Source organism: Aquimarina sp. U1-2 (assembly GCF_017897595.1).
Taxonomy (GTDB): Bacteria; Bacteroidota; Bacteroidia; order Flavobacteriales; family Flavobacteriaceae; genus Aquimarina.
The window spans coordinates 45,172-60,619 of sequence record NZ_JAGKIK010000004.1 but is presented as its reverse complement, the minus strand read 5'-3'; the positions used below and the strand labels follow the sequence as shown (position 1 = coordinate 60,619).

The window sequence follows — 15,448 nt, the reverse complement described above, 5'->3', positions numbered from 1 at the left end:
AGTTTTGTTGAGAAATAAATAGAAGGTTGTCATGGTCAGTAGTAGTATTTTTTTATACGCACTCTAGCTACTGTAACAATGTTCACCTTTTAAATTTTAATTTCTTTTCAATAGCTTCGATCATGATATTGGCTATATCTAGACCTGTAGCACCTTCAATACCTTCTAATCCCGGAGAAGAATTGACTTCTAAAAGCAATGGACCTTTGTTTGAGCGTATAATATCTACACCTGCAACCGGTAAATTTAAAATCTTTGCCGCTTTAAGTGCCAATTTACGTTCTTGAGAAGTAATCTTGATTTTAGAAGCCGAACCGCCTTGGTGTATATTTGCTCTAAATTCTCCTTTTGCGGCTTGTCGTTGCATAGAGGCTACTACTTTGCCATTAACTACAAAACACCGAATATCTTGTCCGTTAGCTTCTTTTATAAATTCTTGAACCAAAATATTCGTTTGTACACTTTTAAAAGCATTAATAACACTTTCAGCAGCCTTATTGGTTTCAGCTAATACCACACCTTTACCTTGGGTGCTTTCTAAAAGTTTAATAATTAAAGGAGCCCCGTTTACTAACTTTATAAGATCTTTCGTATCGAGAGGGGACTTTGCAAATCCTGTAATGGGAATATGTATATCATGCTTAGCAAAAAGCTGTGTGGCCAATAACTTATCGCGCGATTGCGTAATGGCTTCGGCAGAATTTAAGCAATACGCACCCATAGAGTCAAATTGTCGTATCAACGCACACGCATAAAAAGTTACCGATGGTTTTATTCTAGGGATGATGGCATCAAAAGCATCAATGATATTACCTCCTCTGTATCTGATTTCTGGCTCTACAGCATCTAGCTTCATGTAAGATTGTTCTACGTTTAGAAAAACCATCTCATGTCCTCTAGCCATACCGGCCTCTACAATACGTTTGTTACTGTACAAACCAGGATTGCTTGCCAGCAGCGCAATTTTTAAACCTGATTTTTCTTTAATGAAGGGAGCATATTTTTCTGCAATCTGTTCTGCCGTATAATCGGTTTCAAGATAGCTGGCTGAAGGGTTAACCATGTATCGATCTATCAAAGCTTCTCTACCCAATAGCATTCTAAACTCCATAGCGTCTCTATTGGCTAGTGTTAGTTCAATTTCGAAAGTTACATCACCAATTGTGACTGGCGTTTTGATAACAATTCGTTGTTCTGATATGCCCGAAGAACTTTTTACCATTCTTTTATCATGAATTTTTGATTCACAAGTAATGACGATACTTCGATTATCCTGTATGGGATTTACTTCAAATCGAACCCATTCTATAGTTTCTTTTGAGATTATCTTAATATTATTGGCCTGTATTGAAGAAGTTTTGGCTCCAGAGTCTATTCTGGCTTTTATAGCAGGAATGCCAAATTCATCAAATGTACACCACTCTTCGCTTCCGATTATTTTTAACTGGTCTTTTTTCAATGTTTTATTATTTTGCTAATGTTTTTAATGTATAGTTGCGAGTGTCTTCACTTCTTATATTTTTGAATATACAATGTACGTTTTGAAAAATAAACAGCTATACTTTATTTAATTTTTTTTACCTTACTAAGTAAACTACCTCGGGGTATTATATCCTTTGGTGGTGCCCATAAATCTTTCTGAGAATATATGGTAAACTCATCAGGTAATTTTTCGTATATTCAATGTTCAATACGAGTAGTCATATGAAGCATATTTTAATACCTATTGATTTTTCAGAAAATGCATTAAAAGCTATTGATTATGCCAAAATACTATTCGAAAATGAATCGTGTACCTTCTTTTTATTGAATGTATATATTACTAATCCTTCTTTTTTAATGGGAGACGAATATAATGACGAATGGATTGAAGAAATGTCTAAAGACACATTTTCCAAATTACATGATCTTATTCATCAAATCAAAACATCAAATCAAAACGAGTTGCACGTATATCAGTCTGTTTCAGAATCAGACACTTTAGAGGATGCTGTTGTATCGGTAGTTACTTCAAAACATATTGATATCATTGTTATGGGTACTAAAGGGGCAAAAAGTGCGAAAGAAATATTCTTAGGCAGCAATACGGTAAAAGTAATTAATCATGTAAATAACTGTCCGATACTTGTTATACCCAAAAATTATGTAATTAAATCTCCCGAGACTATTGTTTTTTCAACAAATTTTAAGCGAAATTTCTATGAAAAAGAAATGAGTTTTTTAATTGAGATAGCCTCCTCTCATCAATGTAAAATTAATATTGCCAGAGTAATGCTAGAAGAATATTTGTCTGAAAATCAAAAAACAAACAAAGAAAAGCTAAAATCTTTGTTGTCTGGATTAGATCATGTGTTTTTCAAGATTGATATCGAAGATGATGAGACCGATGCATTACGTGATTTCATTGTAACCTCAAACGCTGATATGATTTGCCTAATTAACCATCGATATAATTTCTTTCAGCAGCTTATGCAAGAAAACGTGGTCAAAAAAATCAGTTTCGACAGTCCATCACCAGTACTAATACTTCCTGAAATAGAAACTTAAGTTTTTAAAGTAACTATCTATAAAACAAGAAATTTATAATTGATTTTCCTGTAAAATTGGTTTGAATGCAATAAATAGCTTTCTCATTATAAAACAGATCCCATGATATCAAAATAAATTGCGATCATGGGAAAAATCATTATAAACTTTAATCTTTAAGGTATAATTTTTAAGACATTCAATATCAAAATGTATGATGTAAACTAAATTGCAATTGTCCTTTTTGCCAATTGACTGTAGTTTGTTCCATCCAGCCTAATTGCAATCTTAACGTATTACTTAAGGCATAACCTAGACCAAGGTACGTTCTATTTCTATCGAAAAACTCAACCTCTCGATCATTTCCTATATCACGTTCACCATTAATAAAAATTTCATTATAAAAAGCTATGTAATACGCATTTTGCACTAGTGTTTCCTTATTGATTGGAACATTGACAAATATATTGTATCGGTAACGGGTTCTAAAGTCCTGATCTTCTACCCAACGCTGCTCATATCGAAAACGATGCGTAAGAAGCAAACGCTTTAAAATCGTATTAGAAAAAAGAGCTTCTTGATATATACGATTTTCAGAAATAGGTGCGTCAATCTCTGTACCATAAGTTCCTGTTGTAATATTTGCAAAACCCATAGTAAATTTAACACCAGAATTTGTAGGTGAGTAGGTAATACCAGATCGTAATAAGAGTTGCTCTCGATCACCTAGACCCCGCCAATCTCGATATTGAAAATCTCCTTGTACTCCCCAATTTGATTCTTTAAAATTAATGTTGTAAAAATACATATACCAGGCACCCAATTGATTTTCATCTGGGGATTGTGCACTACTCTGCATACAACAAAACAAAGTGAGTATCACGAGTATACTTTTTATTTTCATACGTTTAAATCTTTTTAATTGTTTGGAAACGAAATAATTAAAAAATTGAGAGCGTATGTAACCGCTACGCTCTCACATTAAAAATTTTAAACATTCCCTTTGGTGAAGTAATTTTTAAAATTTTATGACTATTCGTTTTATAAATAATTATGTTGATTTAGCTATAGTTTTGAACAAGTCGTAATTAGCCCTTAATATTTTGTTTAAATTTAGGTAGACTTGTTATAGTTTCTTCTATAAATTCTACTTTTCCAGAGCTCAAATTATAGATGGCTCCTACAATTAAAACTTCGCCTTTGTCAAACTTACGACTTAATATTGGTTCTAGGTTTCTAAGTAAATTAACTTGTTCTACAACATTTGATCTAACCGCTAAATCTAATTCTTGGGTATCGTCTAAATTCGCCTCCTTGGCTTTTATAGCAGATGGTTTTATAGCGTTAATCAAACTAACTACATGTCCGGGAGGATTTTCTGGTAATTTCATGGCAGCGTCTACAGCCCCACAACTTTCGTGACCTAATACTACGATAAGTTTGGTGTTTAAAGCTACGGTTGCATATTCTATAGTTCCGTAGGAAGCTTCTGCCATAACTTGTCCGGCTGTTCTGGTTATAAATAAATCACCTACTCCCTGATCAAAAATAATCTCGTTAGGAACACGGCTATCTGCGCAACCAATAATCGTTGCAAATGGTTTTTGTCCTAATTGATTATTCTTGAGATCTGCATCTGTTTGTCTCGGACTAATACTTTTGTTTTCTGCAAAACGCTTATTACCGTATATTAGTTTTCGTAAACCATAATACGGATCAACATAAGCACTATCTCGATCTGCGAAATAAACATCATCTTTAGCTTTTAACAGAGTTTTTACCTTAGACTGACCAACCATAGAAAAGGACAGAAGAAAGGTGAATAGGTACATTACTTTTTTCATACGTTTAATTTTATTAATTATTTGATAATTGGTTAATTATAAAACAGAGAACATCTGTAACCGCTATGCTCTCACAATAAAAGTTCTAAATATTCTCCTTCTTGATAAAGAAGCTATTAAACTTTATTAATGTTCGTCTCATCTGTTTAACGGTATTTATAATTATTTGAACAAAATTAAAATTGTATTTGGGATTTCAACCATAATTGTATAAAATTTAACAGTATTACTTTTAATATTAATAGTATTTATATTGATGCTTTTTATGTTCTTCTTCAAAGTGGTTGAGCTACTGTTTAAATGCCTTTGCTATTGAACTCATTTAGACTTTTTTGATTCAAGCAGGACCGACCAATAGGAAGGTGCCAGACGGTGCGATTGCGAAAGGTTTTTTGATCAATTGAAGTGTTTTTCGCACTTCATAGCAGCGCTACAGAGTAATAAAAAGACAAAAATTGAGTGAAAAAGAGCATTTTTATAGCGAATTGAAAAAAGTCTAAATGAGTTCATTGTATAGCTATTTTTAATGTAGTACATTGTAGTTACAAAATATACAACTAATGAGCGATAACATACTATCTCCTGCTGAAAAGCAATCTGGCTTAGCACCTGGAACAATAGTATATACAGGAGACAAAACTTCTGGAGAATTATATATTGAAGTTTTTAATTATGATAAAGAAAGCTATCTTGAAAAGGAAGTAGATCATATCGGTAATGTATTTACCTACATTGATTCTGAAAAAATTACATGGATTAATATAAATGGTCTTAATCATATTGAAGCCATCAAAGAAATTGGATCGTATTGTAATTTACACCCTCTTATTTTAGAAGATATTGCGAATACACAGCAACGACCCAAAATAGATGAATATGATACCTATTTATTTGTGGTTTTGAAGATGCTATACTTTGATAAAGATGAAAATTTGGTCATCGAGCATATTAGTTTTGTACTAGGAGAGGGGTATGTGATCACTTTTCAAGAATCTGACGGCGATGTATTTGATACGATTCGTAACCGTATTAAACATAACAAAGGGAGAGTACGCACTATGAAAGCCGATTATTTGTTGTATGCTTTGATGGATGCAGTAGTTGATAACTATTTCAACTTAATTGAAGTTATGGGAGATAAAATTGAAGAATTAGAAGATGATTTATTTCAAGAAACGCCCAATGATGATATTGCCCATGATATTCAAAGCTTAAAAAAAGAAGTTTTAAAAATTAGAAAGGCAATTTTTCCATTGCGAGAGGTAGTAAATCGATTAGACAAAAATGAATATCAATTAATTGGAGAAAAAACACAGTTTTACTTAAGGGATTTATACGATCATATTATCCAGGTATCTGAAAATGTAGAAATCTATCGAGACATGATTTGGGGATTGATGGACATGTACATGACCACCATTAGCAACAAAATGAACGAGGTGATGAAAGTACTAACCATTATGGCTTCTATTTTTATTCCACTTACATTTCTCGCAGGAGTATATGGTATGAATTTTGAAAACATACCAGAGCTACGCTATAGATACGGGTATCATATCCTTTGGGGAGTTATGATTCTGGTGTTTTTCAGCTTATTGTATTACTTTAAAAGAAAGAAATGGTTGTAATAGCACAGCAGAATTAAAATGATTTTATTTAAATTATGAGACCAGTAAATCCTTACAACAATCTTCTTGGAAATCAATAAGTTCATATTTCGTTACCAAACAACAATAAAATTCCAAGGTTAATTTAGAGTCATTTAAAAAATGCCGCAATACTTCATCTTTGCAAATATTATCAGGATCAGGAAAAACACAAAATCCTGTCTGTGGGACTTCTCCATACTTTTCAAAATAATCCAGTAAACTTTGATACCTTCTCCTTCCCAATTCTTCGTGGCATGAAAATGCTACACCATTTATCTGATCTTCTAAATCTAATCTTCCTGCCTCTCGAATTCGTTCGTTTTGTGTCGGACAATTAGTAGAGAAACCAATATTTTTAAGAATTTTTGTACTCAAAACATTTTGAATCTCGGTTGGGTTTGTAAGATCCTCGATTATAGGCTTCAAATACAAATCTAAAGAATCCTGAGGTCTGTTTTTTAAATCATATTTTTGATAAAAAGATGCGCCTTGAGCGATAATTCGATTGGCATACGTTTCAAAATCCTGAAGGTTTGCATAACCAAAAGCCGAAAGTAATGTTTGCTGATCAGTATCTTGAAGAGTTCCTGTGCGTGCTATAGCATTAAATATAGAATCGGCTTCTTCTAAGTCTGGAATTACGACAGGTGGTGAATTCAACTCGATTACAAAATTTTTAAATTGTTCATCAGAGCCTAATTCACTTAAAGCAGTTATAGTGGTGTCATTTCCATTTCCAGTATCGTCGTCATCAGAACATGAAATATTCATCAGTAGTATACAAACGAAAAAAGAAGAAAAACCTAACTTTTTATATAAATAAAATTTCATTTTGATGGTTTAAATAGTATAGAAACAAATATATAAAATGAAAATGTTTTCTTAAAGGTTATGGCTACAGCATTTGGAATAATTTTGTTAACTAACCACCATAGCTGAAGATTGCTAATTATCTCTATATACATATTTTTTACCTTGAGTGGAGTAGATGGGGCTGATGAATACATCATGACTAAGCTCGAGACGACAAGCTAGTATTGATTTTTGGTATTTTGACATTTAGGTAATTTTACGGATATTTAAAATCATTTTAGCTTAATCTATTTATTCCTATGAATCTCTTTTTACACACAAGCGTGTTATTTTTATCACTTTTTGTTTCTACTACAACAGTTTTATCCCAAGATTTTGAAGCTTTAGAATATCGTACAGTGGGCCCAGCTCGTGGTGGTCGTGTTACGGCCGTAACGGGTATCGCTTCGCAACCAGGTACTTTTTATTTAGGAGCTTCGGGTGGGGGTGTTTGGAAGTCTGAAGACTATGGAACGACCTGGAACAACGTTTCTGACGGGTTTTTCGACACACCATCGATAGGGGCGATACGGGTAGCTAAAAACGATCCGAATATTGTATATGTTGGTACCGGTTCTGATGGATTACGAAGTAATGTCATTAGTGGAAAAGGAATATATAAGTCTATCGACGCAGGTACCACATGGGAACATATCGGTCTCAAAAACGTAGGACAAATTGGTGCTGTAGAAATCGATCCTACTAATAGTAATATTGTATGGGTTGCAGCTATCGGAAATGCTTTTAGAAGTAATAAGGAACGTGGAATTTTCAAAACTACCGACGGAGGAAAAAACTGGGAAAACGTATTATTCATATCAGATACCGTAGGTTTTTCAGATATTGAATTGTTACCAGGAAATCCTAATGTAGTTTATGCAGCAGCCTGGAAAGCTGAACGTAAACCCTGGACAATCATATCGGGAGGTACAACCGAAGAAGGAGGCATCTACAAATCTGTAAACGGAGGTAAAGATTGGATCAAACTCAAAAACGGACTCCCACAAGGGACTATCGGAAAGATAGATTTGGCCGTTTCGCCTGTTAATTCGAGTATTCTTTATGCAATTATCGAAGCACCACAAGGTGAACAAGGGCTCTATAAATCGGTCGATCAAGGTGCATCGTTCGAACATGTTTCAGATGACAAACGTTTGGTAAACAGACCCTTTTATTATACTAATGTAGCGCTAGACCCTACAAATCCAGATATTGTGTATTCTAATGCCAATCGGCTCATTATATCAAAAGATGGGGGAAAAACCTGGGAAGAAATGAAAGTTCCTCACGGAGATAATCATGACATTTGGTTAAATCCTAATAATCCACAACTGTTAATTCAGGCCAACGATGGCGGTGCCAATGTGAGTTTTAATGGTGGTAAAACCTGGTCAACCCAATTTAACCAGCCTACTGCCGAACTCTACCAAGTAGAAGTTGATGATCAATATCCATATTGGTTGTATGCAGGACAACAGGATAATTATACCACTATTGCAATACCTAGTTTTCCACCTAATGCGGTACAAAATGTGGGTACTGCCTGGGTCATTAACACCGGGGGTTGCGAAACGGGTCCTGCTGTGCCCAAACCGGGTAATTCTAACATTGTGTATGTTAATTGTAAAGGGCGCTTTGGGGTCTTCAATAAATTAACCGGGGTAGAAAAAAGTTATTACGTAGGTGCCACCAATATATACGGACATAATCCAAAGGATTTGAAGTATCGTTTTCAGCGGGTTGCACCCGTACATGTTTCTCCGCATAACGCCGATATAGTTTATCATGGATCACAATTTTTACACAAAACAGATTCTGATGGGCACTTCTGGGAAACCATTTCACCAGATTTAACCGCTTTTGAAGAAGATAAGCAAGTCATTTCTGGAGGCCCGATTACGCGTGATATTACAGGAGAAGAGTATTATAGCACCTTATATTCCATAAGAGAGTCTACTTTACAAGCAGGTCTGATTTGGACAGGATCTAATGATGGTGTGGTTTCGGTAACGAGAGATGGGGGCAAAACATGGCAAAATGTGACTCCGAAGAAATTGCCTAAGGGAGGCAGGGTAGAATCCATAGCACCCTCACTACACGATGTAGCCACTGCTTATATTGCAGTAGACAGGCACCTGTTAGGAGATTCGCGACCATATTTGTATAAAACTGCTAATTATGGCGCCAGTTGGACCTTATTAAGTACCGCATCCAACGGAATTCCAGAAGATTATACAGCTCGTGTTTTACGCGAAGATCCTGTAAAACCGGGATTGTTATACGCTGGCACAGAATATGGTATGTATATTTCGTTTAATGATGGTGGTAATTGGCAGTCGTTTCAACAAAATCTCCCGGTCACTCCGATAACAGATATTAAAATTTTTAGAGGAGATTTAGTGCTAAGTACCATGGGGCGTGGATTTTGGATTTTGGATAATATAACTAGTTTGCGAGATAAAGCAATGCCAAACCTGAGTACGGCACCACATCTTTTTAAACCAGATACTACGATTCGCTATCGCTATCCCAAGGTGCGTACCCATAACAGCTTTCCTAAGTATCCAAGAACGGCAGTGCATATGGATTACTATTTGCCAAAAGCCACCAAGGGTATTAAACTCGAGATTTTTAATGCTCAAAGAGAGCCGATCGTTACGATACTAAGTGATAGTACTGTACTAAAATCCTCGGTAAGTGAAGTAGAAGATATGAATTTGAGTACTACCTTTCGCTATGTAAACGAACAATTGAAATCAAAGAAAGGGCTAAACCGTTTTAGTTGGGACTTACGCGAAAAAGGGCCATGGCACAGCGAGAAGAAAAAGCGTTATAAAAACGGACCTATAGTGCCTCCGGGAACATATACGGTTTCACTTACGGTTGGTGATCAAAATATGGAACAGGATTTTGTAGTTTTGATAGATCCTCGGGTAAAATTAGAGGGCATGACTGAAGCGTTACTTCAGAAACAACACAACATGCAACAGAAAGTCATAACCTTATTAACAGAAGCTCGATTGTTGCAGAAACATTTAGAAAAAGAAATTAAAGCGCTAGAGTCCAAAAAAAGTGAGACTGACAAAAACAAACTAAAAACTCTAAAAGCAGCAATACAACAACTTAAGAATGATAAAGGTGCTTATCCGCAACAAATGTTGGTGGCACAAATATCATATATCTACAATATGGTGAACGGTGCTGATCAACGAATTGGCAAAGATGTTATCGCACGTTATGAGGAATTGAACGCTAATTTTACAGAAATTAAGAGTAGGGTTGGGATGTAGTTTGCGTTAAGATATTGGCTAGTTTTTTGATGTGATGTGGTAGCATTGTGTATTGGTATGGATCAAGCAATAAAATATAAATATGAACCTGAAGAAATGTTTAATAAATTAGTTAATAGATCTGAAATCGTAAGGGATGCTTCCCCAATTGCTGGCTGTTTTTGAGTTTTTATTCAATAATACACTGAAACTAATAGAAATTGAAGATAATATTACGTTATTGACTAAAAGTTTAAATAAATGATCAATCAAATATGGAAAAGCTGGCTTTTCCGTATTTGAAAACATAAAGAATAATGAAATTTGTATAAATTAGACCGTAGCTAGTTTAGGGGGTACTTACATAGGCAGCAGCAATTTTACATAACGGCAAATTATAGTTACAAATGTGAGCAGAATGTTTCAACAATAGTTTTTTTGGAATTATGATGACCCCAGTAGCTGCAATTACTATGAAATAGAATTATCCTGGGATATTTTACATAGTATTACATTATAGCTACGAATGAACTTAACGTGTCGCAAATTGGCTTTTACATAATTGCTGACGATATAAAACACCTAACGGTGTTATCATATCTGCAATTATGTAAAATACTACGTATGCGCCAATTTGCTATAATACACATTTGTACTATAATGTACTGCGTTATGTAACTTGAGCTTTGGATAAAAGCGAAAAGTTCTTACTACAGTTTCTTCAAAAAATTTATTCTAAAAGTTTCTTCTACAATGCTAATGGAACACTTTTTATGCGACGACGTAGGAGGGAAGCGTAATATGTGTGGAATGGCAATAATTTCAATTTACACACTTTAAAGTTATAAACAATTATGTTAATAACTATTTTTCACACTTTAAAGTTGAATATAGATATTTTCACTATATTTGTAATGTGAATTTATATCATGGCATCAAAAGAACAAGTAAAAAACTTCTTAAAGGAGTTCAAAGTAAACATGAATATCTGGGATATTCTTTTCCTCGACGATAGAGGAAAAAACTCCCAGACTCTTGCTGACTTGGAATTAATGCCTAATGAAAGAAAAAAAATTCTCGAAAATTTAGTAATTGATGATTACTGCGAAGGCCCTCTTGAAGAAACTCAATATGGAGGTTCAGAAATGTGGGTGTTCGGCAGGACGTTGAGAGGAAAGGAAGTTTATATTAAAATTACACTTGGACTTGAAAATACAAGTGTGATTTGTATTTCTTTTCATATTGCAGAGTATCCAATGGAATATCAATTTAAGTAATTATGAAGAGCCCATTTACAGGTAAAGAAATGTCTATTAAGATTAAAAAAGAGGATTTAACTTTTAGAAAGGAAACTTTTAATGTTACCTATCCTAGTTTTTATTGTACTGATAGTAAACAATATTTTACCACGACAGAATTTGATACTATTAAGATGAGACAAGCTTATAATCAGTATCGTGATAAGTATAATTTGCCTTTTCCTGAAGAAATTAGGGAAATACGAGCAAAATATGGCGTTTCTGCAACTAAAATGTCTGAAATTTTAGGTTTTGGTATTAATAGTTATAGAAATTATGAAAATGGTGAAGTGCCAAATCAATCAAATGCAAATTTGATTCAGTTAGCTAAAAACCCTATTCAATTTAAGTCTTTGGTCAATTTAAGTAATGTTTTCAAAATTGATAATGAGGATAAAAATGATTTTACAGTCGAAGGATACAAACTTCTTGATAAAATTGAAAAGTTAATAGAGGAAAAAAAGAAAATCAGATTTTCAATACGATTTGAAAATTATTTATTAGGAGATAAGTTACCTGATAATTATACAGGATATATAAGACCTAATATTGAAAAGTTAACTGAAATGGTGGTCTTCTTTGCAAAAAATATGCAGCCATATGTTACTCAATTAAATAAGCTCTTATTTTATTGTGACTTCCTTCATTATAAGTATGAAGCAGTTTCTATAAGTGGTACTCGATATAGAGCAATTAATATGGGTCCTGTTCCGAATAACTATGATAGTATTTTTGACTATATGGAAAGTACTAATGCAATCGATATAATTAAAAAGGAAAATGATTGGGGTTACAGTAAAGAATTTGTTAGTAATAAAGATTTTGCTTCTGAAAAATTTACAGAAAAAGAACTTGAAATTTTAGATAGAGTTTATCAAGAATTCAAGTGTAAAAACACAACTGAAATTATTGAGAGAAGTCATCTTGAAGATGCTTGGAAAGATAATTTTAAAAATGGCAAAAGTTTAATTGATTATAAATATGCGTTTAACTTAAATATATAAGCCGATAAAAAAACAAAATCCAATCTATTGCTGGTAACAATAAATTGGATATAAATGGGATTTAAAGTTTTCGAGGACTTCAATAATTTAAGACTTATCATCTTAACATTTCCCGTGTTTTGTTATACAAAGGTACAAATTAATATTAATTAAACAATACCTAGTATAACACCTACCTGAATAGTATGCTCAAGCTATTTTTAAGAAATGAGTTAATCCATTAATTGTTTCCAAAATTATATGCAGCCTTGAATTTTTGTTTCTTTTGTTTCAAGACAAAAGATAATGAAACACGAAAAAAAGATTAATTGAAGTTCTACATATAACAAGTGCATAGAATTTTATTTTTCTTAAAATTTATGCTCTTGTGGCAAGCTTATGAGAATCGTCTAAAATTTTTTATAACGTAATTTTATCGAATACGCGATTTTTAATAATAGCAAAAAGGTTAGCTTTTATTTTGGCGTTGGCAAGCGTTGGATAATTGTGTGTAAAATAAATTGCCAAAGCAATTTGATTTTATAAAACAATCGAGCGCTTGGTAGCGGCTATTTTACATAACGGCAAATTATAGCTACAAATGAGAGCAGAATGTTTAAACAATAGTTTTTTAGAAATTATGATGACCCCAGTAGCTAATATGACTATGAAATAGAATTACTGTGGGATATTTTACATAATACTACATTATAGTTACAATAGAACTATAAATGCCGCAAATTGACTTTTACATAATTACTATCGATATAAAACACTGACGTGTTGTTATATCTGCAATTATGTAAAATGCAAGCATCCGTCAAATTGCTTAAATAAATACATTTGTACTATAATTTATATTATGTAAAATAGAATAATTCGGAACCACTATTCTTTTGAATTTAGCCTTGACAAAGTACCTCGGTAACTTATTGAAGTTCTGTGCATACTATTGATAAAAATGGTACTCGTAAGATTAGGGAAAAGTGTTACTAATACATCGTAGGTATCACGTTCGCTCTTAGCTGTAAATTTTATTTCATAAATGTCTTTCTTCTTTGTATTTGAAATTTCAATTGTATCTGGCGAACCTTTATATTCAATTGCAATATCTGTAGCATTATAACTTCCTGCGATGCGTTGTTCTCCAAAAAAAGGTAAATACATGATAATACTGTCACCTTTCATCTTAAAGTAATTCGTATTTCCTATTAAATTCACCGAGCTCGTATTACTTCCTGGTGGCAATAATCCGATATTTGCGATGCCTATTACGCTACCCGTAACCAAAGGATATGCCCAATTTGAGATAATTTCAAATTCTTTTTCAGCAATCAGTTGATGCAAAGTGTTCCTTTGTGTTTCAGTCGCTACCCTATTTTTGTTGCTGCCACAACTCATTATACTATTCACTATAAATAATAAAAGCACTGTGTTTTTCATAGCTTTTCGTTAAGATTCCCTTAAATTACGCAAATTCCACGTATTTTTTACTATTTATTATTCTTCAGTCATTGAACAGATATCAACTTTTTGAATATCCAAAATTAGTAATAATTCTTTCCTAATGTCATGCTGAACTCGTTTCAGCATCCCATAAAATTAACGTATGAATTATGAGTCTAAACGGATTCTAAACCTATTTTACGAAGACGAAAAGTTCTTGACTGCGCTCAAACGGATATATAAACATATAGCAAGGTTTCAAATTACTGAAAAACAAATGACATCTAAAGATGATATCAGCTCATTTAACTGATGTAATCTTTTTTCAATTTTTAGCCAAACACAAGCATTCCCCTTTTCAAATACCGTACTTTTACCTGATGCAAGAAAACAAATTCGCTCAGTTTGAATTTATTGGTCTAATGGCATCTTTAATGTCTATTGTAGCGCTCGCTATCGACGCACTTTTACCTGCTTTAGATACTATTGGTATAAGTATAGGTACTACACAAGTCGCAGATAATCAATTGCTTATTACCATGATATTTTTAGGATTGGGTATTGGTCCGTTACTTTTTGGGCCTTTATCAGATCACATAGGTAGAAAACCAGTAGTGTATATAGGTTTCCTTATTTTTATTTTGGCGAGTCTTATCTGTGTTTTTGCCGAAAGCGTAGTTATGATGGTGGCAGGACGAATTTTACAGGGTATCGGTCTTTCGGCGCCACGAACTATGGCTATTGCCATGATACGAGATAAGTACAGCGGGGATTACATGGCGCGTATCATGTCTTTTGTAACCGTTGTATTTATTTTAGTACCTATTATTGCTCCCGCTTTAGGCAAGGCTGTATTAGATCATTTTCACTGGAAAGCTATATTTTATGTTCAGCTAATGATTAGTATAATTGTTTCCTTTTGGTTTTGGAAACGGCAACCTGAAACACTATCCAAATCAAAGCGAATCGCCTTAAATACTACTATATTTAGCAATGGTCTTAAAGAAATGAGTCGGCACAAAACCACAGTGGGTTATACTTTAATTTCCGGATTTATTGTTGGGTCATTTATGGTGTATTTAAGCACGTCTCAACAAATTTTCGAACAACAATATCAGTTAAAAGAAGAATTTCCGTACATATTCGGGTTATTGGCTTTTGCTATCGGAAGTGCAATTTTTCTTAACGGAACCCTAGTACTTAAATTAGGAATGGAAAAATTGATCACCACTTCCCTATTTGCTTATTTTACCATTTCGCTGCTATACATTATTTTGTTTCACAATGGCCAAAATCCTAACATCGTTATTTTATTGCTCTTTTTTGCAATGCAATTTTTTGCTATTGGATTTATGTTCGGAAATTTACGCGCGATGGCAATGGAGCCTATTGGTCATATCGCGGGTATAGGAGCAGCAATTACAGGATTTATCTCAACGCTTATGGCCGTACCCATTAGTACTTTTATCGGAAGATTTGTGGTTGACACGACGCTACCTTTGTTTGTTGGTTTTTTAATTTGTGCTACGCTTTCTTTACTTATTTTAGGATATCTAAGGTTACCCATTAAAAAATAATGAC

Annotated in this window: 11 protein-coding genes; 6 read left to right on the top strand and 5 right to left on the bottom strand. The window is 33.5% G+C overall.

All coding sequences use genetic code 11. The annotated features are described in order from the left end of the window. Positions 1-82: 82 nt before the first annotated feature. Positions 83-1,459 carry a 30S ribosomal protein S6--L-glutamate ligase gene (gene rimK / locus J8281_RS07005; RefSeq protein WP_210196900.1) on the bottom strand — a complete coding sequence of 459 codons (1,377 nt, stop codon included), beginning with the start codon at positions 1,457-1,459 and terminating at the stop codon, positions 83-85. A gap of 245 nt (positions 1,460-1,704) precedes the next feature. On the opposite strand from rimK, the gene J8281_RS07000 reads away from it, so the two are divergent. Then, positions 1,705-2,547: a universal stress protein gene (locus tag J8281_RS07000; protein ID WP_210196899.1), complete on the top strand. Its 843-nt coding sequence runs from the start codon at positions 1,705-1,707 to the stop codon at positions 2,545-2,547. A 184-nt stretch (positions 2,548-2,731) separates the two neighbouring features. Here the strand turns inward: J8281_RS07000 and J8281_RS06995 are convergent, their stop codons facing one another. Further along, the gene (locus J8281_RS06995; protein WP_210196898.1) at positions 2,732-3,430 is read right to left on the bottom strand and encodes a DUF2490 domain-containing protein; all 699 of its coding nucleotides are present in this window, start codon (positions 3,428-3,430) and stop codon (positions 2,732-2,734) included. A 184-nt stretch (positions 3,431-3,614) separates the two neighbouring features. After that, on the bottom strand, positions 3,615-4,370 hold the full coding sequence (locus tag J8281_RS06990; RefSeq protein WP_210196897.1) for a carbonic anhydrase: 756 nt from the start codon (positions 4,368-4,370) through the stop codon (positions 3,615-3,617). 560 nt (positions 4,371-4,930) lie between these two features. Here J8281_RS06990 and corA point away from each other — a divergent pair. Beyond that, positions 4,931-5,998 (top strand): magnesium/cobalt transporter CorA, encoded by a 1,068-nt coding sequence (gene corA / locus J8281_RS06985; protein WP_210196896.1) that lies wholly within the window; start codon positions 4,931-4,933, stop codon positions 5,996-5,998. A gap of 33 nt (positions 5,999-6,031) precedes the next feature. Here corA and J8281_RS06980 read toward each other — a convergent pair whose 3' ends face one another. Further along, positions 6,032-6,850 carry a hypothetical protein gene (locus tag J8281_RS06980; protein WP_210196895.1) on the bottom strand — a complete coding sequence of 273 codons (819 nt, stop codon included), beginning with the start codon at positions 6,848-6,850 and terminating at the stop codon, positions 6,032-6,034. 281 nt (positions 6,851-7,131) lie between these two features. Here J8281_RS06980 and J8281_RS06975 point away from each other — a divergent pair, with 281 nt between their 5' ends. The 3 genes from J8281_RS06975 to J8281_RS06965 all read left to right on the top strand — a co-directional run bounded on the left by J8281_RS06975 (position 7,132) and on the right by J8281_RS06965 (position 12,442). Further along, positions 7,132-10,161 carry a hypothetical protein gene (locus J8281_RS06975; protein WP_210196894.1) on the top strand — a complete coding sequence of 1,010 codons (3,030 nt, stop codon included), beginning with the start codon at positions 7,132-7,134 and terminating at the stop codon, positions 10,159-10,161. 908 nt (positions 10,162-11,069) lie between these two features. Continuing rightward, positions 11,070-11,417 (top strand): type II toxin-antitoxin system MqsR family toxin, encoded by a 348-nt coding sequence (locus J8281_RS06970; protein WP_210196893.1) that lies wholly within the window; start codon positions 11,070-11,072, stop codon positions 11,415-11,417. Between the two features lie 2 nt (positions 11,418-11,419). Continuing rightward, on the top strand, positions 11,420-12,442 hold the full coding sequence (locus J8281_RS06965) for a type II TA system antitoxin MqsA family protein (RefSeq protein ID WP_210196892.1): 1,023 nt from the start codon (positions 11,420-11,422) through the stop codon (positions 12,440-12,442). Positions 12,443-13,309: 867 nt separating this feature from the next. On the opposite strand, the gene J8281_RS06960 is transcribed toward J8281_RS06965, so the two are convergent. Continuing rightward, positions 13,310-13,864 carry a DUF4251 domain-containing protein gene (locus J8281_RS06960; RefSeq protein WP_210196891.1) on the bottom strand — a complete coding sequence of 185 codons (555 nt, stop codon included), beginning with the start codon at positions 13,862-13,864 and terminating at the stop codon, positions 13,310-13,312. Between the two features lie 383 nt (positions 13,865-14,247). Here J8281_RS06960 and J8281_RS06955 point away from each other — a divergent pair, with 383 nt between their 5' ends. Continuing rightward, a complete protein-coding gene (locus J8281_RS06955; protein ID WP_210196890.1) occupies positions 14,248-15,444 on the top strand; it encodes a multidrug effflux MFS transporter in 1,197 nt (398 codons plus the stop codon). Positions 15,445-15,448 lie beyond the last annotated feature (4 nt).

Bases quoted from the DNA above. Each gene is read 5' to 3' on its own strand.
- corA (WP_210196896.1), top strand. From the start codon at position 4,931: ATGAGCGATAACATACTATCTCCTGCTGAAAAGCAATCTGGCTTAGCA.
- J8281_RS06955 (WP_210196890.1), top strand. From the start codon at position 14,248: ATGCAAGAAAACAAATTCGCTCAGTTTGAATTTATTGGTCTAATGGCA.
- J8281_RS06980 (WP_210196895.1), bottom strand. From the start codon at position 6,850: ATGAAATTTTATTTATATAAAAAGTTAGGTTTTTCTTCTTTTTTCGTT.
- J8281_RS06960 (WP_210196891.1), bottom strand. From the start codon at position 13,864: ATGAAAAACACAGTGCTTTTATTATTTATAGTGAATAGTATAATGAGT.
- J8281_RS06970 (WP_210196893.1), top strand. From the start codon at position 11,070: ATGGCATCAAAAGAACAAGTAAAAAACTTCTTAAAGGAGTTCAAAGTA.
- J8281_RS06975 (WP_210196894.1), top strand. From the start codon at position 7,132: ATGAATCTCTTTTTACACACAAGCGTGTTATTTTTATCACTTTTTGTT.
- J8281_RS06995 (WP_210196898.1), bottom strand. From the start codon at position 3,430: ATGAAAATAAAAAGTATACTCGTGATACTCACTTTGTTTTGTTGTATG.
- J8281_RS06990 (WP_210196897.1), bottom strand. From the start codon at position 4,370: ATGAAAAAAGTAATGTACCTATTCACCTTTCTTCTGTCCTTTTCTATG.
- J8281_RS06965 (WP_210196892.1), top strand. From the start codon at position 11,420: ATGAAGAGCCCATTTACAGGTAAAGAAATGTCTATTAAGATTAAAAAA.
- J8281_RS07000 (WP_210196899.1), top strand. From the start codon at position 1,705: ATGAAGCATATTTTAATACCTATTGATTTTTCAGAAAATGCATTAAAA.